This window comes from Streptomyces sp. 2A115, from assembly GCF_052245575.1.
GTDB lineage: Bacteria > Actinomycetota > Actinomycetes > Streptomycetales > Streptomycetaceae > Streptomyces.
Genome location: NZ_JBQQCG010000090.1, coordinates 22,598 through 47,078, shown reverse-complemented (window position 1 = coordinate 47,078; position 24,481 = coordinate 22,598). Strand labels below are relative to the sequence as shown.

Annotated in this window: 20 protein-coding genes and 1 pseudogene; 17 read left to right on the top strand and 4 right to left on the bottom strand. The window is 71.3% G+C overall.

The features are described 5' to 3' along the window. Positions 1-258: 258 nt before the first annotated feature. The 4 genes and pseudogenes from ACTWQR_RS46130 to ACTWQR_RS46115 form a co-directional block, all read left to right on the top strand. Positions 259-657: a 6-pyruvoyl trahydropterin synthase family protein gene (locus tag ACTWQR_RS46130; RefSeq protein ID WP_443233309.1), complete on the top strand. Its 399-nt coding sequence runs from the start codon at positions 259-261 to the stop codon at positions 655-657. A gap of 23 nt (positions 658-680) precedes the next feature. Beyond that, entirely contained in the window at positions 681-1,781 is a 1,101-nt protein-coding gene (locus ACTWQR_RS46125) for a glycosyltransferase family 4 protein (protein WP_443233311.1), read from the top strand. Beyond that, positions 1,778-2,842, top strand: a complete 1,065-nt coding sequence (locus tag ACTWQR_RS46120) for a class I SAM-dependent methyltransferase (RefSeq protein ID WP_443233308.1) — start codon at positions 1,778-1,780, stop codon at positions 2,840-2,842. The genes ACTWQR_RS46125 and ACTWQR_RS46120 overlap by 4 nt, the downstream gene beginning before the upstream one ends. Next, positions 2,842-4,017 (top strand): annotated as a pseudogene (locus ACTWQR_RS46115) (lysylphosphatidylglycerol synthase transmembrane domain-containing protein); the annotation flags it as partial. The gene ACTWQR_RS46120 and the pseudogene ACTWQR_RS46115, both read left to right, overlap by 1 nt. A 239-nt stretch (positions 4,018-4,256) precedes the next feature. On the opposite strand, the gene ACTWQR_RS46110 reads toward ACTWQR_RS46115, so the two are convergent. Next, positions 4,257-5,033, bottom strand: coding sequence for a creatininase family protein (locus tag ACTWQR_RS46110; RefSeq protein ID WP_443233307.1), 777 nt, complete (start codon positions 5,031-5,033; stop codon positions 4,257-4,259). A 39-nt stretch (positions 5,034-5,072) separates the two neighbouring features. Here ACTWQR_RS46110 and ribA point away from each other — a divergent pair, with 39 nt between their 5' ends. The 6 genes from ribA (at position 5,073) to ACTWQR_RS46080 (ending at position 11,213) form a co-directional block, all read left to right on the top strand. Beyond that, positions 5,073-5,732 carry a GTP cyclohydrolase II gene (gene ribA, locus ACTWQR_RS46105; RefSeq protein ID WP_443233306.1) on the top strand — a complete coding sequence of 220 codons (660 nt, stop codon included), beginning with the start codon at positions 5,073-5,075 and terminating at the stop codon, positions 5,730-5,732. 77 nt (positions 5,733-5,809) lie between these two features. Beyond that, positions 5,810-6,817 carry an ornithine cyclodeaminase family protein gene (locus ACTWQR_RS46100; RefSeq protein ID WP_443233305.1) on the top strand — a complete coding sequence of 336 codons (1,008 nt, stop codon included), beginning with the start codon at positions 5,810-5,812 and terminating at the stop codon, positions 6,815-6,817. Further along, entirely contained in the window at positions 6,814-7,968 is a 1,155-nt protein-coding gene (locus ACTWQR_RS46095) for an NAD(P)/FAD-dependent oxidoreductase (RefSeq protein ID WP_443233304.1), read from the top strand. The genes ACTWQR_RS46100 and ACTWQR_RS46095 overlap by 4 nt, the downstream gene beginning before the upstream one ends. After that, positions 7,965-9,047, top strand: a complete 1,083-nt coding sequence (locus ACTWQR_RS46090; RefSeq protein ID WP_443233303.1) for a saccharopine dehydrogenase — start codon at positions 7,965-7,967, stop codon at positions 9,045-9,047. Before ACTWQR_RS46095 ends, ACTWQR_RS46090 begins: the two co-directional genes overlap by 4 nt. Then, entirely contained in the window at positions 9,040-10,194 is a 1,155-nt protein-coding gene (locus tag ACTWQR_RS46085) for a saccharopine dehydrogenase family protein (RefSeq protein WP_443233302.1), read from the top strand. Before ACTWQR_RS46090 ends, ACTWQR_RS46085 begins: the two co-directional genes overlap by 8 nt. 491 nt (positions 10,195-10,685) lie before the next feature. After that, the gene (locus tag ACTWQR_RS46080; RefSeq protein WP_443233301.1) at positions 10,686-11,213 is read left to right on the top strand and encodes a tetratricopeptide repeat protein; all 528 of its coding nucleotides are present in this window, start codon (positions 10,686-10,688) and stop codon (positions 11,211-11,213) included. Between the two features lie 263 nt (positions 11,214-11,476). On the opposite strand, the gene ACTWQR_RS46075 is transcribed toward ACTWQR_RS46080, so the two are convergent. Continuing rightward, on the bottom strand, positions 11,477-12,703 hold the full coding sequence (locus tag ACTWQR_RS46075; protein ID WP_443233300.1) for a serine hydrolase domain-containing protein: 1,227 nt from the start codon (positions 12,701-12,703) through the stop codon (positions 11,477-11,479). A gap of 444 nt (positions 12,704-13,147) precedes the next feature. Between ACTWQR_RS46075 and tgmA the strand changes: the two genes are divergently transcribed. Together tgmA and tgmB are read left to right on the top strand one after the other, a co-directional pair. Next, on the top strand, positions 13,148-13,339 hold the full coding sequence (gene tgmA, locus ACTWQR_RS46070) for a putative ATP-grasp-modified RiPP (RefSeq protein WP_443233299.1): 192 nt from the start codon (positions 13,148-13,150) through the stop codon (positions 13,337-13,339). 16 nt (positions 13,340-13,355) lie between these two features. Then, positions 13,356-14,351 carry an ATP-grasp ribosomal peptide maturase gene (gene tgmB, locus ACTWQR_RS46065; protein ID WP_443233298.1) on the top strand — a complete coding sequence of 332 codons (996 nt, stop codon included), beginning with the start codon at positions 13,356-13,358 and terminating at the stop codon, positions 14,349-14,351. 60 nt (positions 14,352-14,411) lie between these two features. Here tgmB and ACTWQR_RS46060 read toward each other — a convergent pair whose 3' ends face one another. Together ACTWQR_RS46060 and ACTWQR_RS46055 are read right to left on the bottom strand one after the other, a co-directional pair. Continuing rightward, positions 14,412-16,328 carry a phosphatase PAP2 family protein gene (locus ACTWQR_RS46060; RefSeq protein ID WP_443233297.1) on the bottom strand — a complete coding sequence of 639 codons (1,917 nt, stop codon included), beginning with the start codon at positions 16,326-16,328 and terminating at the stop codon, positions 14,412-14,414. Positions 16,329-16,601: 273 nt separating this feature from the next. After that, positions 16,602-17,519: a BadF/BadG/BcrA/BcrD ATPase family protein gene (locus ACTWQR_RS46055; protein WP_443233296.1), complete on the bottom strand. Its 918-nt coding sequence runs from the start codon at positions 17,517-17,519 to the stop codon at positions 16,602-16,604. 267 nt (positions 17,520-17,786) lie between these two features. Here ACTWQR_RS46055 and ACTWQR_RS46050 point away from each other — a divergent pair, with 267 nt between their 5' ends. From ACTWQR_RS46050 to ACTWQR_RS46030, 5 genes are all read left to right on the top strand, one after another. Continuing rightward, positions 17,787-18,908 (top strand): ROK family transcriptional regulator, encoded by a 1,122-nt coding sequence (locus ACTWQR_RS46050; protein ID WP_443233295.1) that lies wholly within the window; start codon positions 17,787-17,789, stop codon positions 18,906-18,908. Between the two features lie 267 nt (positions 18,909-19,175). Then, complete coding sequence (locus ACTWQR_RS46045; protein ID WP_443233294.1) at positions 19,176-20,507, top strand: ABC transporter substrate-binding protein; 1,332 nt, start codon at positions 19,176-19,178, stop codon at positions 20,505-20,507. Between the two features lie 215 nt (positions 20,508-20,722). After that, complete coding sequence (locus ACTWQR_RS46040) at positions 20,723-21,700, top strand: carbohydrate ABC transporter permease (RefSeq protein ID WP_443233293.1); 978 nt, start codon at positions 20,723-20,725, stop codon at positions 21,698-21,700. Positions 21,701-21,719: 19 nt separating this feature from the next. Continuing rightward, on the top strand, positions 21,720-22,601 hold the full coding sequence (locus tag ACTWQR_RS46035; protein ID WP_443233292.1) for a carbohydrate ABC transporter permease: 882 nt from the start codon (positions 21,720-21,722) through the stop codon (positions 22,599-22,601). A 4-nt stretch (positions 22,602-22,605) separates the two neighbouring features. Beyond that, the gene (locus tag ACTWQR_RS46030) at positions 22,606-24,444 is read left to right on the top strand and encodes a hypothetical protein (RefSeq protein ID WP_443233291.1); all 1,839 of its coding nucleotides are present in this window, start codon (positions 22,606-22,608) and stop codon (positions 24,442-24,444) included. The last annotated feature ends 37 nt before the right edge of the window (positions 24,445-24,481 follow it).

Below are 24,481 nucleotides of genomic sequence, written 5' to 3'. Positions count from 1 at the left end.
TCCCCCGCCCCCCTTACGGGGCGCGGGGCTCTGACATGTGCGGCCCCGCCGCGGGGCGCGCCCAGCCCCCACTACCCGCAGTCAACATCGCACTCACCCCACCGCAGCCGTCCCACCGGCCCCACTCCGCCCCGCCCAGCGGAGCGAACCCGACAGAAACTCCGACCGAACCCCCTGAACACGGAGAACAGACCGGCCGTACTACACGGCACGCCCCGGCAAGAGGGGTCAGACGCACCGCACCTGGAGGGTCGTCCGTTGTTCAGCATCACCGTCCGCGATCACCTGATGATCGCCCACAGCTTCCGCGGCGAGGTCTTCGGACCCGCGCAGCGACTGCACGGAGCGACGTTCCTCGTGGACGCCACGTTCCGCCGCGCCGAGCTGGACGACGACAACATCGTCGTCGACATCGGACTGGCCACTCGGGAACTGGGGGAGCTGGTGAGCGAGTTGAACTACCGCAACCTCGACAACGAGCCCGCCTTCGCCGACACCAACACCTCGACGGAGTTCCTGGCCAAGGTCATCGCCGACCGCCTCGCCGAGCGCGTGCACAAGGGCGCACTGGGCGAGGGCGCCCGCGGACTGGCCGGCATCACCGTCACCCTGCACGAGTCGCACATCGCCTGGGCGAGTTACGAGCGTGCCCTGTGAACAAGCACGCCGACATCATCCCCATGTCCCTGCGCGCCATGCACTTCGTGATGCCCGGCGGAGTGGACGACCTGACCAGGCCCAGCGGCGGCAACACGTACGACGCCCGGGTGAGCCTCGACCTGCCGAGCTTCGGCTGGCAGGTCCACAAGCACGCCATCTCCGGCAGCTGGCCCACGCCCGGAGCCCCGGCCCGCGCCGAACTGGCCCGCACCCTCGCCGAACTGGCCGACGACACCGTCGTACTCCTCGACGGAATCGTCGCCTGCGCAGTCCCCGAGATCATCATCCCGGAGGCCGAACGGCTGCGCCTGGTGGTCCTCGTGCACCTGCCGCTCGGCGACGAGACCGGACTCACGCCCGCGCTGGCCGCCGACCTGGACGCCCGCGAGCGCCGCACGCTGCGGGCCGTGCCCGCCGTCGTGGCCACCAGCGAGTGGGCGGCCCGCAGACTCGTGGCCCACCACGGGCTCGCGCCCGACCGGGTCCATGTCGCCGCGCCCGGCGCCGACATCGCGCCCCTCGCCCCCGGCACCGACGGCGTCTCGCGCCTGCTGTGCGTCGCCGCGGTCACCCCGCGCAAGGGACAGCACCGCCTCGTCGAGGCCCTCGCCACCGTCACCGAGCTGCCCTGGACCTGCGTCCTTGTCGGCGGCCTCACCCATGACCCCGAATATGTGACCGGGCTCCGGGCGCTGATCGACCAGCACGGCCTCGGTGACCGGCTGCACCTCGCGGGTCCCCAGTCCGGTGCCGCACTTGACGCGAGCTACGCGTCCGCCGACCTCATGGTCCTCACCTCGTACGCGGAGACGTACGGGATGGCCGTCACCGAGGCGTTGGCTCGTGGCATCCCCGTCCTCGCCACGGATGTCGGCGGGCTCCCCGAGGCGGTCGGGCGCGCGCCCGACGGCGGGGTGCCCGGCCTCCTCGTACCACCGGAGAACCCCGCCGCTCTCGCCGCCGAACTGCGCGGCTGGTTCGGCGAGGTCGACGTACGCCGTCGGCTGAAGGCCGCCGCGCGCGCCCGCCGGGCCTCGCTGGACGGCTGGGCCACGACGGCCCGGAGCCTGGCGGGTGTGCTGGGGCGACTGAAGGGCGAGGCGAGGAGGGGAGCGGCATGAGCAGGACGAGCATGACGCCGCCGGGGGGTCCGGGGCGCGGGGCGACGACCGCTGAATTCGCCCCTGGGCTCGACGAGGAGACGACCACGGCCTCTCTGGGACGTGGTGAGGGGACGAACCCGGCAGTGTGGCGCGACGAGAAGACGACGACCGGAGCCGTGGTGCAGGTACAGGGGCGGGACAAAGGAACGATTCGGCTCGGCGACCGCACCCGTGGTGAGGCCGACGACGACACACCTCGTTACGCCCCCGAGTGGCTGGAGTTGCGTGAGGGCGCCGACGCGGCCGCGCGGTCGGTCGAGCTCCTCGACCCGTTGCGGATCCGGCTCGCGAACCTGCCGCGGCGGGCCAACGGGCTCGTCATCCACGACCTGGGCTGCGGCACCGGCTCCATGGGCCGCTGGCTCGCGCCCCGCCTCGACGGTCCCCAGCACTGGGTGCTCCACGACCGCGACCCCTATCTGCTCCACTTCGCGGCCGTCGGCTCGCCGCGCTCGGCCGCCGACGGCAGCCGTGTCACGGTGGAGACGCAGCGCGGTGACGTCGCCCGGCTGACCGCGGACGCGCTGGCCGGCGCCTCGTTGGTGACCGCCTCCGCGCTGCTGGACGTCCTCACCCCCGCCGAGATCGAAGCGCTGGCCATCGCGTGCGCCGGAGCCGGCTGCCCCGCGCTCCTGACGCTCTCGGTGGTCGGACGCGTCGAACTCACCCCGGCCCATCCGCTGGACGCCGAGATCGCCGACGCGTTCAACGCCCACCAGCGCCGTGGTGATCTGCTCGGCCCCGACGCGACCACCGTCGCGTGCGACGCCTTCGCCCGGCACGGCGCGACGGTACGGGTGCACCCCAGCGCGTGGCGCCTCGGCCCGGACGAGTCCGCGCTGACGGCGGAGTGGCTGCGCGGCTGGGTCGGTGCGGCCGTCGAGGAGCGCCCGGAACTGGCCGCGCGCGCGGACGTCTACCTTCGCGAACGCCTCGCGGCGTGCGAGAAGGGCGAACTGAGCGCGGTGATCCACCACAGCGACCTGCTCGCGCTGGCCCGGCCGACGGGGGGAGCCTGATGAGCAGCGCCCAAGCGGTGGCGGACGACGCGCAGACCCTGACTGTCCGCGACGACGTGACGTCGCGGACGGGGGGAGACGGTGTCATGTCGCGGGCGGTGCCGGCCGACGCGAACGCGCGCGTGCTCCGGGACGGCATCAAGTCGCGCGCCGTCAGGGACGGAGGCGCGGATGAGCAGGCGGTACGGGACGGCGGGAGCGCGCGAGTCGTCTACGACAGCGTGACTTCGTGGGCCGAACGAGCGGACGAGCGCCGGCAGGCGGTTCAGGCACGGACAAGTGCCGGCCCGAGTACGCCGAGCCCGGCCGCCGACCCCCGTAACCGCTGGGCGCGCTTCACCATCCGGGCCCGCCTCAACTCCCGCACCCTGCGCACCCACTTCGGCACCATCGCCGGCGTGGTCATCCTCGTCGTGCTCACCTGGCGCCTCGGTACCGGTGTCTTCCTGGACGGCCTGCGCCGGATCGACGGTCCGACGCTGCTGGCGGCGTTCGGCATCGGCGTGCTCACCACGGTGTTCAGCGCCTGGCGCTGGTGCGTGGTGGCGCGGGGGATGAAGCTCCGGCTGCCGCTGGGACCCGCCGTCGCCGACTACTACCGTGCGCTGTTCCTGAACGCGGCGCTGCCGGGCGGCGTGCTCGGCGATGTGCACCGTGCCGTACGGCACGGGCAGAGCAGCGGGGACATGGGCCGCGGCGTACGCGCGGTGGTCCTCGAACGGGTCGCGGGACAGGCGGTCCTGGCCGCGGTCGGCGTGGCCGTTCTGCTCACGCAGCCCTCGCCGGTGCTGACGGAGACCCGGCAGCTCGTCGTGCTCCTGGCCCTCGCCTCGGTGTGCGGGGTCGTCACGGTGAGCGCGGTCCGCAGCAAGGGAAGGGCGCCGCGCGCGTCGCGCAGGTACCGGGCCGTGCGTGCCGGGCTCGCCGAGGCGCGTGGGGCGCTGCTGGCGCGCGGCAGCTGGCCGGGCGTGCTGGTCTCCTCCGTGGTGGTGCTGGCGGGGCACGTCCTGATGTTCCTGCTCGCGGCCCGCGCGGCCGGATCGGCCGCACCCGCCGCGGAGTTGGTGCCCCTGGCGCTGCTGGCCCTGATCGCCATGGGGCTGCCGCTGAACGTCGGTGGCTGGGGCCCCAGGGAAGGCGTCACCGCCTGGGCCTTCGGCGCCGCGGGCCTCGGCGCGACCCAGGGGCTGACCGTGGCCGTGGTCTACGGGGTGCTCAGTTTCGCCGCGAGCCTGCCCGGCGTCGGTGTACTGGTGGTGCGGTGGTACGCGGGGCTGCGGCGCCCGCGGGAGGAGAGCGCGGCCGCCGAGCCGGGCCCGGACTCGTACACGGAGTCACCGGGAGCCCGGATCTCGGCCCGCTCGGGAGGGGACGGGGACGACAAATGCCCATCAACGACCGCCGGGAGCCCGGCCTACGAGGTCAGTGGGGTCTCCGAGGTCAGCAGGGAGAAGTACGCCCCGAAGGAGTCGGCCAGCGAGGCCAGGAGGTCCTTCCCTTTCCCGGCGGACGCCATCGAAGGACGGCCGATGACACCGGACTTGGTATAGGCCGCCATGCCGAGGGAGAGCAGATGCCGGCGGTCGTCGGCGACGAAGTCGGTTGTCTCGTAGCCCGGTTTGACCAATTCCGGGTGGGCGTGCAGCAGAATGGAGGTCTCTATTTCCCCCGCGTGCATATCGCTGAGCAGCGAGGTCTGTATCCCGGCCCTGTCCAGCGCCGTCTCCCAGTCCTCCGCGGCCGGGAAAAGAGCCATCCGGGCACCGGCGGCGGTGGATTCCTGGACGACATTGCCGAGTACGTAATTCCCGCCGTGTCCGTTGATCAGGACGAGGGTGTCCACGCCCGACCGGCGCAGCGATTCGGCTATGTCCCGTACCACCGCATGGAGTGTCACGGCGGAAATGCTCACCGTTCCCGGCCAGGCCGCGTGTTCGTGCGAGCAGGAGATCGTCACCGGAGGGAGGAGGTGAACCGGAAATGCGGCAGCGACCTGCTGGGCGATGGCGCACGCGACGAGCGTGTCGGTGGACAGCGGAAGAAACGGACCGTGCTGCTCGTAACTGCCCACCGGAAGCACGGCGATCTGCCGGGAGACGCCGGCGCCTCGTGCCCTTACATCTTCCGTGGTGTCCGCCGGCAACGGTCCCGACACTGTGATCCGTGATTCCGAACCGCCCGAATTGACCATGTTCTCGCGACCTTTCGTCTCTGCTTAGGAACCAGAATCATGACAGAAATAGATGGCGCACTCGCCGGGAAAGCCAGTCCTTCAGGTGTCGAACGGGTCGTGAATGCCCCACTGCCCACGACGTACGGTGATTTCCAGGCCGTCGGCTACCTGGACCGTACCCGCGGAGACGAACAAGTGGCCCTGGTCTTCGGTGACATCCAGGAAGAGGGAATGCTCACCCGGCTGCACTCCGAGTGCCTGACCGGCGACGCGTTCGGGTCCAGGCACTGCGAGTGCGGTCCCCAACTCTCCAACGCCCTGCGGGAGATCGCGGCGGAAGGGCGCGGCATCCTCATCTACCTCCGCGGGCACGAGGGCCGGGGCATCGGCCTGCTCGCCAAGCTCCAGGCGATGAAGCTCCAGGCGGAGGGCCTGGACACGGTCGAGGCGAACCTCGCGCTGGGGCTCCCGGTGGACGCCCGCGACTACGGGGTGGCCGCGGACATCCTGCACGACCTCGGCGTGCGGTCGGTGAGACTGCTGTCCAACAACCCGCGCAAGCGCGAGGCGTTGCTGAGCAACGGCATCAAGGTCGCCGAGCAGGTCCCGCTGTTGATCCCGCCCTGCGAGGACAACATCACCTACCTGCGCACCAAGCGGGAGCGCCTGGACCACGACCTGCCCCACCTGGACGCCGTGGTCGCCCACCGGGTCTGACCCGCAGGGCGGGCGTGAGTGTCACCCGGACGCGCCACTCGCGGTGACAGCGGCCCGGATGCGGGAAGGGAAGGGGAATGAACGACGACGTCCTCTACCTCTCCCGCGACCAGGTGACGGTCCTGCTGGACACCGACGCCGCGATCCGGTCCCAGCGGGCCGCGTTCACCGCGCTCGGTGACGGCACGGCCGAACTGCCCGGGAAGATCATGCATCCGAGCCGGTTCGACGACAGCGTCATGTTCGCGTACCTCGCGCGGCTGTCCGCGGACACCGGGGCCGTCGCCAAGTTCGGCAGCGTCAATCCGGGCAACGCGGCCGCCGGACTGCCGAGCGTGCACGCGGTGATCAACGCGCTCGACCCGGTCACCGGGCAACTCGCCGCCGTCATGGACGGCACGGCGGTGACCACGCTGCGCACGGCCGCGGGCAGCGCCGTGGCCTTCGACGCCCTGGCCACCCCCGACAGCGCCGAACTGGGCCTCATCGGCTCCGGCACCCAGGCCCTGGCGCACGCGCGGGCCGTCGCCCGAGTGCGGGACCTGAGGGCCGTACGGGTGTGGAGCCCGACCCCGGACCGGCGGACACGGGCGGCGCGGCTGCTGGCGGCCGAACTCGGCATCCCCGTCAAGGCCGTCGGCTCGGCGGAGGAAGCCGTGGCCGGACTGCCCATGGTCGCGGCCTGCACACTCAGCAGCACGCCCGTCGTGCGCGGCGAGTGGCTGGCGCCCGGCTGCACGGTCGTGAGCGTCGGGTCCTTCGAGCCGACCCGGAGCGAGGTCGACGCCGAGGTCGTACGCAGGGCCGCTGCCGTAGTCGTCGACGACCCGGCGACAGCGGCGGAGCACGCCGGGCCGTTGGTGGACGCGCTCCATTCGAAGCTGCTGGCGTACGAGGACCTGATTCCGCTCGGCGGTGTGCTCACGGGCCGGTCCGGCGGACGTACGAACGCGCAGGACATCGTCTACTACAACAGCGTCGGCCTCGGCATCCAGGACGCCGCCGCGGCCTGGGCCGTGATCGACGCCGCACGGGAACAGGGACGGGGACGGGACCAAGCTCGCGGAAGGGAGTCGCGTTCATGACCGGTGTGCCCGGGCGTGCGGGGGTCGTCGTCATAGGCGGCGGGGTGATGGGCACGAGCATCGCGTACCACCTGGCGCGGGCCGGGGTGCCCGACGTGGTGCTGGTCGAACGGGACGAACTCGCCTCCGGTTCCACCTCGCGGGCCGCGGGCGGGATACGCGCGCAGTTCTCGGACGAGCTCAACATCCAGCTGGGCGCGCGGAGTCTGGAGGCGTTCGCCCGCTTCGGCGACGAGACGGGCCACGACATCGGGCTGCACCGCGTCGGCTATCTCTTCCTGCTGTCGACGCCGGAGGAGGTCGCGGCGTTCGAGGCCGGGGTGCGGCTGCAGAACGGCCTCGGCGTGCCCAGCCGCATGATGGATCCGGCCGAGGCGCGGCGCCTCTCGCCGCTGATCACCACCGACGGGCTGCTGGCCGCCGCCTTCTCGCCCGACGACGGCCACTGCACGCCCGAGGCCGTGGTCCACGGGTACGCGGCCGCCGCTCGCCGCCACGGCGCGACCGTCGTACGGCACTGCGAGGTCACCGGCATCGAGACGCGCGGCGCCGACATCACGGCCGTCGCCACGAGCCGGGGCCGTATAGCCACCCCGGCCGTCGTCTGCGCGGCCGGCGCCTGGTCACGGGCCGTCGGCGCGATGGCCGGGGTGGACCTTCCGGTGGACCCGCTGCGCCGCCAGATCGCGGTCACCGAACCGGTCCCGGACCTCCCGCCCGGCCTCCCCATGACCATCGACTTCGCCAGCAGCCTGTACTTCCACACCGAGGGCCCCGGCCTCCTCGTCGGCATGTCCGACCCCGACGAGACCACCGGCTTCGCCACCGAGACCCACGACCGCTGGATCCCCGGCCTCTGCGAGGCCATGGAGCACCGTGCCCCCGCTCTCCTCGACCTGCGCAGGACGGGCGGCTGGGCGGGCCTCTACGAGATCACACCGGACCACAACGCGCTGATCGGCGAGGCGAGTTCGGTGTCCCGCTTCCTGTACGCGACCGGGTTCTCCGGGCACGGATTCCTGCAGGGGCCCGCGGTGGGCGAGGTCGTCCGGGACCTGTTCCTGGGGCACGTACCCTTCGTCGACATCAGCCCCCTGCGCGTCGAACGGTTCGCCGCCGACGCCCCGCGACCGGAGGTCAACCTCGTATGACCGAGCTGTACTTGTGGCTCCGCCACGAGACCCGCACCACCGAACGCCGCACCCCGATCGTGCCGTCCGACGCGCGGCGGCTCGTCGAGAGCGGAAGAGTGCGGGTGACCGTCGAGGACTCCCCGCAGCGGATCTTCCCGATCGAGGAGTACGAGGAGGCCGGGTGCCGGATCGCCGACCCGGGCGGGTGGGTGTCGGCGCCGCCGCACGCGGTGATCGTCGGCCTCAAAGAACTCCCGGACGCGCCGGCCGAACTGACCCACCGGCACATCTTCTTCGGGCACGCCTACAAGGGGCAGCCCGGTGCCGAGCCGCTGCTGCGCAGGTTCGCGGCCGGGGGAGGGGCGCTGCTGGACCTGGAGTACCTGGTCGACGACCAGGGCCGCAGACTCGCCGCGTTCGGGTTCTGGGCCGGCTACCTGGGCGCCGCCCTCGCCGTGCTCCACCACCGGGGCGGCCTCGACACCCCGCTCACGCCCACCTCCAAGGAGGAGATGGAGGCCGAACTCCGCGCCTCCACCGGCGACTTGAGCGCCCTGGTGATCGGCGCCCTGGGACGCAGCGGCCGCGGGGCGCGCGTCGCACTCGGTGAGGCGGGCGTCGATCCCACCTGCTGGGACCTGGCCGAGACCCGAGACCTGGACCGACGGGCCCTGCTCGACCACGAGCTGATGGTCAACACCGTGCTCACCACCCGCCCGATTCCGCCCTTCCTGACGGACAAGGACCTCGACGGACCGGACCGCCGCCTGCGCACCCTCGCGGACGTGACCGTGGACGTCGGCTCGCCCATGAACGTCCTGCCGGTCTACGACACGACCACCGACTGGGACCACCCCGTACGGCGACTGCGCGAGCGGCCCCCGCTCGACCTCATCGCCATCGACAACCTGCCGTCCCTGCTGCCCCGTGAGGCCAGCACCGACTTCTCGGCCGCGCTGCTGCCCCAACTGCTCGACTTCGAGACCGGCGGACCGTGGGGGCGCTGTCTGGACCGGTTCCATGACGCCAGCCGTGCACTCGGCGTCGAGGCCACCCGTGAACTCGGTACCGAAGTAAGGGAGTCCGGCGATGAGTGACGCGCTCGCGGCGAGCGGCACCGTCCACTGGATCGGCGCGGGCCTGTCCACCGGCAGCGGTCTGGCCGCGCTGTGCGACGCGGCCGACCGCGTACGCCTCTGGCACCGCACCGAGGAGCGCGCGGCGCGGAGCCTGGAGGGCCTGGGCCTCACCGGTCGCGCCGAGCCCCGCGCGTACACGCTCGCCGCCCTTACCGCCGAACTGGCCCCCGGCGACGTGGTGGTCTCCATGCTCCCGGCCCCCGAACACGCTCCGCTGCTCGCCGCCTGCGTGGCCCGCGGCGCCCACTTCGCCTGCTCCAGCTACGTCTCCGAGGCGGTCCTCGACCAGGTCCCCGAGGCCACGGCGGCCGGCGTCGTGGTCCTCACCGAGGCCGGCCTCGACCCGGGCCTCGACCACCTCTTCGCCCAGGGTCTCATCGCCCGCGCCCGCGAGGAGATCGGCTCGGAGGCGGCCGCCGAGGTCAGCCTCACCTCGTACTGCGGTGGCATCCCCGCCGTCCCCAACGACTTCAAGTACCGCTTCAGTTGGGCCCCGGCAGGCGTCCTCAACGCGCTCCGCTCACCCGCCCGCTACATCGAGGACGGCGCCGAGACGACGGCCCTCCGACCCTGGGAGGTCACGCGCCCCCACGTGGTGGACGGCGAGCCCTTCGAGGTCTACCCGAACCGCGACAGCGTCCCCTTCCTCGACCAGTACGGACTGCCTCCGGCCTGGAAGCCCCAGACCTTCATCCGCGGCACCCTGCGCCTCGCCGGCTGGCTCGACGCCTGGCAGCCGGTCTTCGAGGAACTCCGGCAGGGCGACGACCGACGCATCGCCGCACTCGCGCAGGAGTTGGCGGCTCGCTACCCGACCACGGACGCCGACCGCGACCGGGTCGTCCTGGCCGTGTCGCTGGACGTGCGCGACAGCTCGGGACGGACGTGGTCGGGGCGCTATTCGCTGGACATGGAAGGCGATGCCGAGGAGAGCGCGATGGCGCGGTGCGTGTCGCGGACGCTGGCGCTCGGTGTGCGGCGGATTCTCGGGGGAGGCTTGCCGCCCGGCCTCAACCGTGCCGCGGAGACCGCGGCACGTTCCGAGGAGTGGCTCACCGAACTGGCCGAAGACGGGATCGACTTCACGCTCCGCACCGGCGGCTGAGTTCGGTGGCGGGGGCGGCGAGCGCGCCGCCCCCTTGCGGGTGGGTCAGGCGATCCGGGACTGGCTCACGACGGTGGCTGTCGGTATGCAGGAGTCCTCAGCTGCGAGCAGGAGAGACGGTCCGCTGAGGGTTGCGACAGCAATGATTGCCAGGATGGACAGCGTGAAGGGCGCTACCCGGAGAGTGCGGTTCACTCGAGCCTCTCGAACTTGTAGTGATTCGAACGCACGTATCTGCCAAGCAAGTTCGTGCGCGTCAGTACGGCGTGAGTACTAGGCGATCACCTGCGCGTAGATCGTCGATCAGCGGCATACGCGGCCAACCGAAGCGTTACAGGTCGCAACCGATCAACTTCGATCAGCCTGGCGCGGATTCGATCGGCGCTCCCGGAGTCGAGCCCTTCGAGGAGGGTCAGGGCGTGCTGCCAGAGTGCGCGAGCCTCGGTGAATCGGCCGGGTCGGCGATTCGTTGGTAGCGGTGCCAGCCGACCGTGTCGGGCTCGGCCAACAACGTGTACGTGTGCATGCGATGCGCGATCGCCGGACGGCTCACGGAGGCGGCTCCCTACCTGGACCAGGCCATCACCGCCTGGGAGGAGACGGGCTACTTCCGGGGCACCGGCCTGGCCCGCATCGTGCTGGGCGAGATCGCTCTGGCCTCGGGCGACCCCTCGCTCGCCGTGGCGCACTTCGACCGTGCCCACACCACCCTCGCGGCCGTACCGGATCCACACGACACGGCGCGTGCGCTGGCCTTCCTGGGCCGCGCACGCGCCTGCGCGGGAGAGTACGAGTCCGGTCTGGCCCAACTCACCAGTGCCCTAAGGACGTTCGAGCACTCCGGGTCGGTCCACTGGCAGGCCCGCACCCTGGAAATGCTCGGCCAGACCGCACAGGACGGCGACCACTTGGACACCGCCCGCGACTATTACCAGCGCTCCCTCGCCCTGTGCACGCCGATCAGCATCGAGGACGCGCGCCGGCTGAGGGAACGGCTCGACGGCTTGCCGACCGGTTGAGTGCGGGAACCAGCCACCCGCTCGCTCCGCGGCCACACAGCCACCGCCGACGAGCGGAAGCAGGACCAGCACACACCCGGGGTGCGAGGCCGGCAGCCCCTCCGCCTCCGCCGTCGCCCCCGCGACGTCCCGCCGCGGACGGCGGCCGTGGAGGACGTCCGCGAGGAGGCTCCTCCCCGCGCGGCTGGACGGTGTCCTTGCCGGGCGCTTGCAGAATCCTTGCCCCCTCGGGAATCGACAGGCAATGAGCCGACCCGCACCGCTCAGCCGCCGAGTGCTTCCCGCACGAACTCCTTCAGTTCCCGGAACGACGGCCTCCCGGCGGGCCGCAGCTGTGCCATGAACTGCACGGTCAGATCGTTGCGCGGGTCGACCCAGAACGTCGTACCCGCCGCCCCGCTCCAGCCGTACGCCCCCACGCTCTCCGGAGACTCCGTGCGGCCCGCGTCGATCACGACCGAGACGCCGAGACCGAAGCCGAGGCCCGCGTTGAAGGGCTGGGCGTGGATCGGGCTGCTGCCGAAGGTGTGGAGGTCGCCGGGGAGGTGGTTGGCGGCCATGGTGTCCACCGTTCCGGGGGAGAGAAGGCGGACGCCGTCGAGTTCGCCGCGTCGGCGGAGGAACTCCATGAACCGGTGATATTCGCGGGCGGTCCCCACAAGACCGCCGTTGCAGTTCAGCAGACGGGGACGCGCGCGCACCGGAGGGTCCGGGACCGGGGCGATCCCGCCGTCCTCGTCCTCCTGGTACAGCACCGCCAGCCGGTCCGCCTTCTGGGGCGGGACCCAGAAGCCGGTGTCCGTCATCCCCAACGGCTCCAGGACCCGCTCGGCGAGGAACGCGTCGAGCGGCCGGTCCGACACCACCTCGACGATCCGCCCGACCACGTTGGTGGCGACGGAGTAGTTCCACTCCGTCCCCGGCTCGAACTGGAGCGGCAGGCTCGCGTACGCGTCGCACACCTCGGCCAGATCCGCGTCCTTCGGCGCATGCGCCGGGAGGTCGATCCCCGCGGCCCGGTAGAGCGCGTCGACGGGGTGGACGCGGTAGGCGCCCATGGTCAGGCCGGCGGTGTGGGTCAGGAGGTGCCGGATCAGGACGGGGCCCTCGGCCGTACGGGTCCTGACGTCCTGGCCGGTGCCACTCTCGTAGACCCGAAGGTCGGCGAAGGCCGGCAGGTAGCGGGCGACCGGATCGTCGAGGCCGAACAGGCCCTCCTCCTGGAGCATCAGCGCGGCGACGGACACGACAGGCTTGGTCATCGAGTAGAGCCGCCACACGGTGTCCGCCGTGACCGGAAGCCCGGCCTCCCGGTCGCGGAGACCGTACGACGTGAGATGCGCGACACGGCCGTGACGGGACACCGCAACCAGGTACCCGGGGAGCGGACCGTCGTCCACGCGGCGGGCGAAATACCGGTCCATACGGTCCAGTGCCACCGGATCCAGGCCGACCTCGGCCGGATCCACCTCTTGTTGCAACCGAGTCATCGCCTGCCTCCGGCTGTCGGTCGTGGGCGGTATGAGGGAGGTGTCCCCCCAATGAAATCTATGGCCGTGGCCGCGCACCCGCGACCACCCGCGGTGCGGCGCGCGCACCCCCCGCCGCCCCAGGACATCTGACGGGCGCGCGAGGCGTTCGTCGGGCGATGGCGTGCGCCAGTGCGCTGAACTGCGGCGCGACCCCGGATCCGTAACCCCGGGTCGTACGTCATAAGAGGCGAATGGCTGCCCCATGCACGGAGGATCGGCCGAGCCGGACCGGACCAAGAACCGGATCAAGGACCGGACCGTTCAAATGATTACGGAGCGTGAGGCAACCATTCGCCTGTTCGATTCGTATATCTCCGTGGAAGCCCAGCAGACCCGCCGGGCGGCGTGACGCCGGAGCGTCACCGTCCGCTTGGTCGGGTAAGCACCGAGCAAGGAGAACCGATGCGACCGTTCGCGCTCAACTACGCCCGTCCGGCCCAGCAGTTGGAGGTCAGCGTTCCGTATGCGTACGACCCCAGACTGCAGTTGAACGTCCTCCCTGACGGGCGGCTCGCCGCCCATGACTACGCCCTGTTGCGGGAGTTGGGGGCCACCACCTCGACCGCGGGCTCGAAGACCCACTTCGACGACTGAAGACGGACCCGCGACAATGACGGTTCTGATCCTGACGTGCGAACAGGATGTGACCGCGGACATGGTGGTGGCGGAGCTGGACCGGAGTGGCGTCCCGGTCGTCCGCCTCGACCCCGCGGATCTGCCCGGCGCGGTGGCGCTGTCGGGCGAGTACGTGCACGGCGCCTTTCGCGGGCATCTGTCCGCCGGCGGCCGGCTGGTGAGTATGAGCGGACTGCGGTCCGTCTGGGTCCGCAGGCCCGGCGTCCCCGCGACCCGCGTCGACGAGCCGTCCGACTGGCTGACCGAGGAGTCCGGGCAGGCGCTCTACGGCATGCTGCGCTCCACCGGCGCGCGCTGGATGAACCACCCCGACGCGGCCCGCCGGGCCCGCCACAAGCCCTGGCAGCTGCGCCTTGCCCAGCGCAGCCGGCTTCCCGTGCCCGCCACCCTGATCACCACGTTCCCGCAGGCCGCCCGCGACTTCGCGGACCGCTTCCCGGACCTGGTGGTCAAGCCCGTCTCGGGCGCTCACCCGCAGGAACCGCCCAGGGCGGTGCCCACCAGCAGGGTCGCACCAGAGACGGACTTCGCGGCCGTCGCCTTCGGCCCGACCCTGCTCCAACGGCGGGTGGCCAAACGGGCCGACATCCGGCTCACCTGCGTCGGCGACCGGATCCACGCCGCCCGAAAGGCGGTCGACCCGGGCGCCGACCCCGGCGAAGTGGACGTACGGTTCGCCACCTCCGACGCTCCATGGCGGCCGGTCGAGACCCCGGCATACATCGCCGCGGGCGTGCACGCCTATCTCCGGGAGGCCGAACTGGCCTACGGCGCCTTCGACTTCGCCGAGGACGCCGACGGGATGTGGTGGTTCCTGGAGTGCAACCAGTCCGGCCAGTTCGGATTCGTACAGGTGGAGACGGACCAGCCCATCGCGCGCGAAGTCGCCGACTGGCTGGCCGCCCCCGGCGCGGACAGCGGTACGCCGTCCAACGACGGCAGGGCGCGGATCGCCGGGGGGCACGGATAGGACCGGCGCCGGGTCACGTCCCGGCGCCGGACACGACGAGGACCAGCGACTCGACGAGGCCTAGCTGAGCCGTACCGACAGTCCGCGCGCCGTGAAGACCGGCTCGGCGTGGAAGCCGTCGACCGTGATGCTGCCGAACCGGCCTTGCAGCGCCCGGGTGTTGATGACCGGGAGCGTGACGCCCCGCTTGGGGGAGAGGGATTCGTCGAACCTGATGACGAGCGCGCTGCCCCGGTCGAGCAGCACGCGGCGGCTCACCGTCAGGGCCGGTTCGCCGTCGTCCGCGAGCGTCACGTCGAGGGTCGTACCGGACGACTGGGTGTACGCGCCCCGTACCCGGAGCGGGGAGGTGGTCCGCAGGGTGCCGCCCTTCACTCGTACGTCGCCGCACCCCAGCGCGTCCGTGGAGCCGGTCGCGAGCACACCCGCCTCCAGCGTGGTGCCGCCGGTGTAGTCGTTCGCGCCGGTCAGGGTCAGCGCGCCGCTGCCCCGCTTGATCAGCGCGCCCCGGCCGCCGATGTCGTTGCGCCAGGTGTCGGCCGCGCCGAAGCCTCCGGCGGCGGCGTCCAGGGCGACGTGCACGTCCGCGTCGAACGCCCCGTAGCCGTCGGCGGCGGCGAAGAGGTTCAGGCGGCCCCACTTCTCCCAGCCGTCCAGCAGGACGTACCCGGCGGGCAGCGCCGTCGTGCGCAGCACCTCACGCCGCTGGGCCGCCGAGAGGTACGGCAGGCGCGTCTCCAGGAGGACCTCGGCGCCCTTCGGCACGCTCATGCGGTCCCACGCGGGCCGCTTGGGCAGGACGTACGTCAACCGGGGCCCGACCGCTGCCGAGTTGGCGGCGCGGTCCGCGTACGGGTCGGTGCCGGGGCCCGCCGAGTGCGCGTAGGCGTACAGGGTGTCGGCGGTCGTGCCGGTCCGCTCCTGGAAGTACGCGGCGGCCTGGGCGCGGGCCGCCGCCTTGAGGTCCGCGTTCTTCGGGTCGGCGAGGGCCGCGGCGGCGAGGGCCGTGGCGAGGACGCGGCCGCCGATCACGTCGACGGTGGAGTGCATGCCCGCCACGATGCGCGTGTGGGCGAGCTCGGAGGCGCGGGCCACCAGCTCCTGGAACCGCTCGGGGACCGCGTACGCCAGTGCCAGCGCCGCGAGGTAGAAGGCGTTGGAGTGACCGCTGGGGAAGCCCCCGTCGTCGTCCGCTGTGGCGCTGCGCTGCCACAGCAGCTGCGGGGCGACCACGACGTCGGAGTCGTAGACGGGGAAGCCCAGCGCGTCCTTCTCACCGGTGTCGATGGCCTCGCTGTCCTCGTTCAGGCGCCATGGACGGGGGTACTGGTAGGAGAACTTGGAGGGGTTGCTCGACGCGAACGGGCCGCGCACGGTGTCGACCAGCTGGGCCACCTTGCCGAGGTCCGAGGCGTGGGAACCGGCGCCCAGCGCGGAGCCCGCGGGCGCGTCGGCCGGCAGCGCGTCGCTGATCCGGCCCGACGGAGTGCCGTCCGGTGCCGAGGTGATGCCGGTGACGGCTTTCGCGCCGCTCTTGTAGAGGTCGGCGAGCGGACCCAGGCCGGCGATCATCGCGTAACTCTGGTGCTGGCGGTCGTAGATGAAGGCCGTCTTGGCCTCGGCCTCCGTGCGGCGCGCGGTGACGCGCACGGAATAGCGCACGTTGGCGCGCAGGACCTCCGGCATGAGCGGGGTGCCGGTGTCCCAGGTGGCGCCCGTCTTCCAGATGCGCGCGAAGCCGTCGAGGATGTGCACGGCCGCGTTGGTCTCGGGCGTGAGGTTGGCGACGACGTTCGTGGTGTACGAGTCGACGAAGGCGGCGGGCGCGTTCGTGGCGGCCGAGGCCGTGGCCGCCGGCCAGGCCACGATCACGGGGCCCGCGACCAGCCCGGCCGAGACGCCCACGGAACCGCGCAGGAACACGCGCCGGTCGATGGCGGACCTGCCGCGAGGGGGACGGGGGTGCGCACCGGGCATGGGGTGCCTCTCCTTCTGGAGTTATGACGGGGGGTGTGACAGGAGTGGTGACAGGGGTACTGGCGGGAGATGTGGCATGAGTGGTGACAGGGGTACTGGCGGGAGATGTGGCACGAGTGGTGACAGGGGCAGTGGCAGGAGTTGTGACGGGAGTGGGAACTCGTACTGATCACGTGAGCTGAACCCGGACTTCTGAACGCGAGTTGAACTCGTGGGTTCACCCTGGAGTGGCGAACCCGACAGTCTCGGAAACAGACCGGAGCTCGCGTCGCCTCACCGCAGCGACCGGGCCAGCGCCACGGCCCCCTCCACCGGCGGCGCCCGCAACGGCCGCGGCCGTGCCGACGGCAGCGCCTCGGCCAGCGCGGCGGTGAACGCCTCGTACAGCACCGGCTGCACGAGCACCGTGCTGCCCGCCACCACCACGTCGCCCACCGGCACCCCGCGCTCGGTCAGCCGGACCACGAGCGAAGCCAGCGCCCGACCGCCCTCGGCGATCACCTGACGGGCGAGCGGCGAGCCGTCCTCGGCCGCCGCGAACACGGTCGGCGCGTGCTTCCCCCACTCGGCGGAGACATCCTTCGCGCTCTCCAACGCCGCGCCCAGGGCAGGCACTTCGGGCACACCGAAGGCGGTGGTGAGACGGCCCGCGAGGACGTCCGGCGGGTCGCCGCGGTCGTACGCCGCCCATACCGCCCGCGCCGCCTCGCGCACCAGACCGGCCGAGCCGCCCTCGTCGCCGAGCACCGCACCCCAGCCGCCCACCTGGACCCCGGCGCCGTCGGCCAGCCGGCCCACCGCGACCGAACCGGTGCCGGCGACGAGACCGACGCCCTTGTCCAGACCGGCCGCGGGTACGAGGAGTTCGGCGTCGCCCACGACGAGGCAGGGGACACCGATGAGCGCGTGCAGAGCGGAGCGGATCTCCCCGCACTGGCGTGGCGTCTCACAGGCGTGCGCGCCGACGGCCACGGCTGCCGGGCGCGCGCCTTGGGGCAACGTCTCGTCGATCAGCGCGGCCAGCCACCCGGCGGCGGCCCCGGGATCGTGCGGTCTCCAGCCACTGCTCGTACGCACATGATCGGCGACCACACTCTGTCCGGAGCCGGAGCTGCCCCCGGCCTCCGCGCGGAGGTGCGTCTTTGTGCCGCCCACGTCGATTCCGACGGCGATGGGCGTGGGGTCCTGCACGGAGCCTCTTTCGTCGTTGCGCGGAAGTGCGCATGCGAAGCGAACGGCGGGCGAACCGTGTCTATGGACAAGCGGTGGCAAGCGGTGAAAGGAGTTAGGGAAGCCCCGGGACGGGCCTCTGGCGAGCGCGGCAGGCGAGTACCGCGAGAGTTCGTTAGGAAGTTAACTAACGAAGTAGGGTGCGTCAAGAGCTACGGAATAGGCAGGGAATCCCGACGCCGTACAGCCCTTACGACCAGACAGTCGCGGCACGACCTGAGGGAGAGCATGAACCTGAGCGAGAGTGCCCGCGCGGTGTTCGCCGTACTGGCGGCCGCGGGCACCGCCACCCGCCCCCAGCTGGCGGCCGGTGCGGGCCTGTCCAAGCCGACCGTCTCCTCCGCCGTGGCGGAGCTCGAGGCCGCCGAACTCGCCACCCACTCCGGCACCGTCTCCGGCGGTACCGGCCGTTCCGCCGCCGTCTACGCTCTCGGCCCGGCCGCCGGCGCCGTGCTCGCCGTGGACCTCGGTCCCACCCACACTCAGGTGCGAGGCTGCGCCCTGGACGGCACTCTGCTCGCCCAGGGCACCGGCTCCCGGGCGGATGCCGCCGACACCGTGCGCAAGGCCCTCGATGTGCTGCCCGTCGGCGCTCCGCTGCGCGCCATCGTCGTCGCCGTGGGCGACGTCACCGCGCAGGACCAGGAGGGCACCGGTATGCGCCCCGCGACCGCCAAGGCCGGCCCTGCCTTCGACGCCATGGCCGTCGCGCTGCCGCCGGGCGTTCCCGTCCACCTCGAGAACAACGTCAACTGCGCCGCGCTCGCCGAGCTGCACGAGGGCGCGGCCCGCGGCCGCCACACCTTCGGCTATCTGCGGATCGGCGTGGGTATCGGCCTCGGCGTCGTCATCGGCGGCCAGGTGCTGCGCGGAGCGAACGGCGCCGCCGGAGAGGTGGCCCGACTGCCCTACCCGTGGGACGAGAGCAGCGAACCGCGCCACGAGGCCCTGGAGGAGCGCATCGGCTCGCGCTCCCTCCTGCGCCGGGCCGCGGCGGCCTGGCAGGACGCCGACGGCCCGTGTCCCCGCACCGCCGAGCGGCTCTTCGCCCTGGCCGAGGAGGGCCATGCCGCGGCCCGCACCGTGGTCGGCCATCATGCGGCCGACGTGGGCCGGCTCGCCGCCGCCGTGGCCGCCGTGCTGGACCCGGGACTGATCGTGCTGGGCGGCGGCACCGGCGCGTACCCGCAGCTCCTGCCCGGTGTACGGGCCGAACTGGCCCGGCTGAGCTGGCCCACCGAGGTGGTCAGCAGCACGGTCGGCGACAGCGGCACCGTGGCGGGCGCGAGCCGTTTTGCCGTGGACCGTGGAATTCAAACCGTGACCGGTGGTATGCGAGTCAAGCATTGACGGGTCAGCCGTAGGTCTGCCAATGTCCGGACAAGCGCTTTCCATGGCCGGCGGGACCCGGCCCTGGGTGAGGCGTCCCGCTGTACGTGACGTACGGCAGCCGTGCGAGGGCGCGCTCGTGCGACGGCGGCCCTCAGTGGCCGGGGATCTCCACCCGTCAGTGCGATGCGGCCGGGCGAGGCCGCGCGCCGGAAGGCATACCCCAGGGAAAAGAACCCGAGCCGCTCGACGGCCAGGGGATCCGTCACGCACATCCAGGAGGACCCGGTGGGTCACCAGATCTCGCGCAGAACCCTGCTCCGCACCACGAGCGGCATCGCCGTCGCCGGCACGCTCGGCAGCGCACTCAGCGCCTGCAGCGGAGGAACCGGCGCCGGCAGCACCAGCAGCGACCTGACCATGATTTGGTGGGGCAGCGACGACCGGCACGCGGCCTACAAGAAGGCGCTCGCCGCCTTCCAGAAGAAGAACTCGAAGATCAAGATCCGGGAGACCTACTCCGGCTACGACGGGTACTTCGACAAGTTCAACACCAACATCGCCGGCGGCAGCGCCCCGGACCTGCTCCAGATGGACACCGCGCTGGTCGCGCAGTACGCCCGCAAGGGCGTCCTCGCTCCGCTCGACTCCTACGTCGGCAAGGACCTGGACCTCACCGGATTCGCCAAGACGCTCCTCGCGGCCGGCACCGTCGACGGCAAGCTCTACGGCGTCCCGTCCGGCATCGGCGTCAACCAGCTCACCGTCAACCGCACCGGCCTGGAGAAGCTGGGCCTGAAGCTGCCCGACCGCGAGTGGACCTGGGCCGACCTGAAGAAGATCTCCCAGGACGTCTACAAGAAGAGCGGCGGCAAGATCTACGGCGTCGACGACGGCGGTGGCGGCACGCTCCAGTGCTTCGAGATCTTCGCGCGAGAGAAGGGGCAGACCTTCTTCTCCGAGGACGGCAAGAAGCTCGGCTTCACCGCCGACACCCTCCAGGAGTGGTGGGAGTACTGGGCCGACATGCGCAAGGCCAACGCCTGCCCGCCCCCGGCGATCACCTCCGCCGCGCACAACGACCTCACCAAGAACGCGGTCGTCATCGGCAAGGCCCTGTTCACGTTCGACTCCGGCGTCTACGGCGCGGGCGGCTCCATCACCGACGCGCAGCTGGACTTCCTGCCCACCCCGCAGGGCGACTGGTCCGGCGCCCGCGAGGGCAACTTCGTCAACGGCGGTGTGCTGCTGAGCGCCACCAAGGCCAGCAAGAAGGTCGCCGACTCCGTGAAGATCATGTCGTTCTTCGCGCAGGACGAGACGGCGATCAAGGACATGCAGCTGCTGCGCGGCATCCCGCCGACGGAGAAGGCCCGCAACCTGATCGTCTCGGGCCTGACCGAGACGGACAAGCTGAACATGGCGAACGCCGACTACATCTCCCAGCGCGTCGGCAAGGCGGCCAACGCGCTGGCCGCGCCGGTGCCGCCGCCGCAGGGCGCCGACCAGATCTGGGACCTGCTGTTCCAGTCCAATCTCGCCGTCGCCTTCGGCAAGAAGTCGATCAAGGGGCAGCTGGGCGAGTTCTTCGACCAGGCAGCAGGAATCCTGGGCGGGTAGCTCCGCCGGTAGCTCCGCGGGTAGTGCGGCACTTCGGCTGCGGGCCGTTCGTGGCTGGTCGCTCCCCCACTCTCGGGTTCGCTCGAGCGGGGGGAGACCTCCATCGCGGCGGAGCCGCAAATGTCACAGCCCCGCGCCCCTTACGGGGCTTCGACGGATGCGCTCAGTCTCCGCCGCGCATCAGCACAACGGGAGAGGGTCAGGGAGAGATGACTATGACCACCGCGCAGACCGACGAGGTCGTCAAGGAGCAGCCTGCTCCCGTGACCCCGTCCGACCAGCGGGAGCGCGACCGTATGCGCCGTCGCCTCGCCAGACGGCGGGGCGGGGGCTGGTGGCCGTACCTCTTCCTGGCCCCCTGGTTCATCGGCCTGTTCGGCCTGACGATCTACCCGATGCTCGACTCGCTGTACCTGTCCTTCACCAACTTCGACCTGCTGACGTCCGCGCAGTGGGTCGGCCTGGACAACTACGACCGCATGTTCACCGACGACCCGGTCTTCTGGGACTCGGTGAACGCCACGCTCTTGTACGTCGTCGTCTCCGTGCCGCTGAAGCTCGCCCTCGCCCTCGCTGTGGCGATGCTGCTCAACCGCGACCTGAGGGGCATCGGCCTCTACCGGGCCGCCTTCTACCTGCCGTCCCTGCTCGGCGGGGCGGTGGCCATCGCCATCGTGTGGCGCCAAGTGTTCGGCGGCGACGGCCTGTTCAACGACTTCCTCGCCTGGTTCGGCATCAAGGGCCAGGACTGGATCTCCAGCCCCGACACCGCGCTCTACACGCTCATCCTGCTGGCCATCTGGCAGTTCGGCACCCCGATGGTCATCTTCCTCGCCGGTCTGAAGCAGCTGCCGAAGGACGTGTACGAGGCGGCCGCGATCGACGGCGCCGGCAACGTCACCCGGTTCTTCAAGATCACCCTGCCGCTGCTCACCCCGATCGTCTTCTTCAACGTGGTCCTGCAGATCATCGACGCGTTCAAGACGTTCACCCCCGCCTTCGTGGTCAGCAACGGCTCCGGCGGCCCGCTCAACTCGACCATGCTGTACTCCCTCTACCTGTACAAGAAGGGCTTCACCGACCTGCAGATGGGATACGCCTCGGCGCTGGCCTGGGTGCTGTTCCTGGTCATCGCGGGGTTCACGGCGGTCAACTTCATCGCCAGCCGCTACTGGGTCCACTACGACGACTGAGCGAGGAGTCCTTCACCCCATGTCCGCCGTCACCACCCCGAACGGGTCGCCGCTGCAGCGGCTGCGCTCGCTCACCGGCTCCCGCCGCATCTTCATCCACACGCTGCTCATCGGCGTGGCGATCGTCATGCTGTATCCGCTGCTGTGGATGCTGAGCAGCTCGTTCAAGCCCGACACCGAGATCTTCACCAGCCCAGGGCTCATCCCGAACAAGCTGCGCCCGGAGAACTACTCCGAGGGCTGGAGCGGCTCCGGCAACTCCTTCTCCCTCTACATCACCAACTCGCTGATCGTCACGATCGGCGCCGTGATCGGCAACGTGATCTCCTGCTCGCTGGCGGCCTACGCCTTCGCGCGCTTCGAGTTCCGGGGCAAGAAGATCTGGTTCGGCCTGATGCTCGGCACGCTGATGCTGCCCACCCAGGCCGTCCTGATCCCGCAGTACACGATCTTCTACAACCTGACCTGGATCAACACGTACCTGCCGCTGATCGTGCCGAAGTTCCTCGCGGTGGACGCCTTCTTCATCTTCCTGATGGTCCAGTTCATCCGCTCCATCCCGCGCGAGCTGGACCAGGCGGCCATGATGGACGGCGCCAACCCCCTGCAGATCTACTGGAAGATCATCCTGCCGCTGATGAAGCCGGCTCTGATCACCACCACGATCTTCACGTTCATCTGGACGTACGACGACTTCCTCCACCAGCTCGTCTACCTCCAGCAGAACGACAAGTTCACCGTCCCCCTCGGCCTGACCCTGTTCCTGGACCAGACCAGCGGCTCCTCGTACGGCGCGATGTTCGCCATGTCGACGCTTGCCCTCCTGCCCACGCTCATCTGCTTCCTCATCTTCCAGAAGAGGCTGGTGGAAGGCCTGTCCACCACCGGTATGAAGGGCTGAGCACGTGTATCTCCCGCGCCAGCGCGGCCAGTTGCACCACCTTCCGGACGACTCGGCCGCGTACGACGCCGTGCTCGCCGGCGTCACCGAGACGGCCCTGGCCCGCCTCACCCGCGAGGGCAGCCTGGAGAACCCGGCCGCGGGCGACGACATCGGCGACACCTCGCTCGGCATCACCTCGCTGCTCGCGCTCGCCTGGCACCGCACCAAGGACCCACGCCTGCCGGAGGCGGTGCGGCACAGCCTCGCCTTCCACCTGGACTCACGGGTCTTCACCGAGGACAACCCGGGCTACCCGAACCTGACGGTACGCAACTCCGGTCTCCCGTACGCCCGTTACGTACTCGCTCCCGGCGCGCACCCCATCGGCGACTGGCCGAGCACGGTGTGGGCGCTGCTCCAGGCCGTGAACGTCCTCGACGCGGCGGACGGGCTCGTCGAGGACGAGCAGTACCGCGAACTCCTGGGCGTGGCGGGCGGTTACTGGCGCTGGCTGACAGAGGCCACGGTCTTCAATCCGCAGGACGCGGCGAACCAGGCCATCGGGTGCGTGGTGGGCGGGCTGATGCTGGCCCGCCATCTCCCCTCGGAGGACGGCGAGTTGGTCCGGGCGCGAGCCCTGCGCCTGTACGCGGACGAGATCCGCGCCCGGCGCGTGAGCGACCGCGGCGCCCCGCTGCCTCCCGAGCACGGCGGCGCGTACGACAACAACTACGGGCCGATCTCCCTCTCCTTCCTCGCTCAGGCCCACCGGATCAGCGGCGAGGAGGTCTTCGCGGAGGACGGCGACACGCTCGCCCGCTACATCGACGCACGGCTCTGCGGAAGCGGCTTCGACATCGGCGGGCCGCGCTACAGCGAGCAGCACTCCGGCTTCGAATCGGTCCTCGGGCTGCGCTACTTCGGCCGGCGCGTCGGCGCCGACCTCGGCCGCTACGCCGGGGACACGCGCTGGGGCCGGCACGCGGTCGGGGGTGACGGAGACCTCGACGGGCACTTCGCGTTCATGCTCGTGTGGCAGATCCAGGACACCACGCGCTGGCACCGCTCGCCCCGTACGGCACCCGCCTGCCACCAACTGCGGTCCGGCACGGTCACGGTGTCCTTCGACGACCGTATGACCCCGTCCGTGATCGAGGCGGGCGGCACGGCGCTCGTGGCGGCCGCGGTCAACCGGCAGCACGGATTCGGGCCCGTGACGGACGGCTTCCTGCTGTGCCGTCCGATGGGAGCGGTACGGGTGGCGGACCACCGGGTGGGCGGCCTCGCGGCCAAGCTCGTGAGCAAGCCCGTCGTCGGCCGGGACCATGTGCTGCGCCATGTTCAGTCGTTGTACGTCACGGACGGCACGCGACTGTGGATGACCGTCGTGGTCGAACGGCTCGGCGGGGAACGGTACTTGCTCGCCGGGATGCCGTATGTGGCCGCGGAGGGAGACCGGTTCCGTCGGGTCGGCGACTTCCCCCTCGTCGCGGCCGCCGGGGAGCTGCGTCTGACGCACCCCGCGGAAGGCGGCCCGGACTCCTTCGACGCCCGGAGCGAACTGACCCAGGAACAGGCCGCGTTCGCGCTGGCCGCCGACCCGCGCGGGTACGGCGACCCCGACGCGGGCTGGCGGCACGTGCGGACGACGACCGCCCTGGAAGCGGGGCCCGCGCCCGACGCACCGGACGGGCTCGACGTCTTCGCCGTGCGCTACGGGGAAGGGGACCAGCGGTTGAACGTGGTCTGTGAGCGTTCGGAGGAGGGGCTCGTCCTGCGGACGGAGTCCTTCACGGCGACGCTCGGCGGACCCGACGCGCACGGCGAACCGCAGCTCACTCTGCGGGACGCCGGGCGCTGACGGGGCTAGGGGGCTGCCGCGGGTGCGGTCGGCGCCG

Bases quoted from the DNA above. Each gene is read 5' to 3' on its own strand.
- ACTWQR_RS46090 (WP_443233303.1), top strand. From the start codon at position 7,965: ATGACCGAGCTGTACTTGTGGCTCCGCCACGAGACCCGCACCACCGAA.
- ACTWQR_RS46035 (WP_443233292.1), top strand. From the start codon at position 21,720: ATGTCCGCCGTCACCACCCCGAACGGGTCGCCGCTGCAGCGGCTGCGC.
- ACTWQR_RS46060 (WP_443233297.1), bottom strand. From the start codon at position 16,328: ATGCCCGGTGCGCACCCCCGTCCCCCTCGCGGCAGGTCCGCCATCGAC.
- ACTWQR_RS46050 (WP_443233295.1), top strand. From the start codon at position 17,787: ATGAACCTGAGCGAGAGTGCCCGCGCGGTGTTCGCCGTACTGGCGGCC.
- ACTWQR_RS46075 (WP_443233300.1), bottom strand. From the start codon at position 12,703: ATGACTCGGTTGCAACAAGAGGTGGATCCGGCCGAGGTCGGCCTGGAT.
- ACTWQR_RS46095 (WP_443233304.1), top strand. From the start codon at position 6,814: ATGACCGGTGTGCCCGGGCGTGCGGGGGTCGTCGTCATAGGCGGCGGG.
- tgmA (WP_443233299.1), top strand. From the start codon at position 13,148: ATGCGACCGTTCGCGCTCAACTACGCCCGTCCGGCCCAGCAGTTGGAG.
- ACTWQR_RS46040 (WP_443233293.1), top strand. From the start codon at position 20,723: ATGACCACCGCGCAGACCGACGAGGTCGTCAAGGAGCAGCCTGCTCCC.
- ACTWQR_RS46100 (WP_443233305.1), top strand. From the start codon at position 5,810: ATGAACGACGACGTCCTCTACCTCTCCCGCGACCAGGTGACGGTCCTG.
- tgmB (WP_443233298.1), top strand. From the start codon at position 13,356: ATGACGGTTCTGATCCTGACGTGCGAACAGGATGTGACCGCGGACATG.
- ribA (WP_443233306.1), top strand. From the start codon at position 5,073: ATGACAGAAATAGATGGCGCACTCGCCGGGAAAGCCAGTCCTTCAGGT.
- ACTWQR_RS46110 (WP_443233307.1), bottom strand. From the start codon at position 5,033: ATGGTCAATTCGGGCGGTTCGGAATCACGGATCACAGTGTCGGGACCG.
- ACTWQR_RS46085 (WP_443233302.1), top strand. From the start codon at position 9,040: ATGAGTGACGCGCTCGCGGCGAGCGGCACCGTCCACTGGATCGGCGCG.
- ACTWQR_RS46125 (WP_443233311.1), top strand. From the start codon at position 681: ATGTCCCTGCGCGCCATGCACTTCGTGATGCCCGGCGGAGTGGACGAC.
- ACTWQR_RS46120 (WP_443233308.1), top strand. From the start codon at position 1,778: ATGAGCAGGACGAGCATGACGCCGCCGGGGGGTCCGGGGCGCGGGGCG.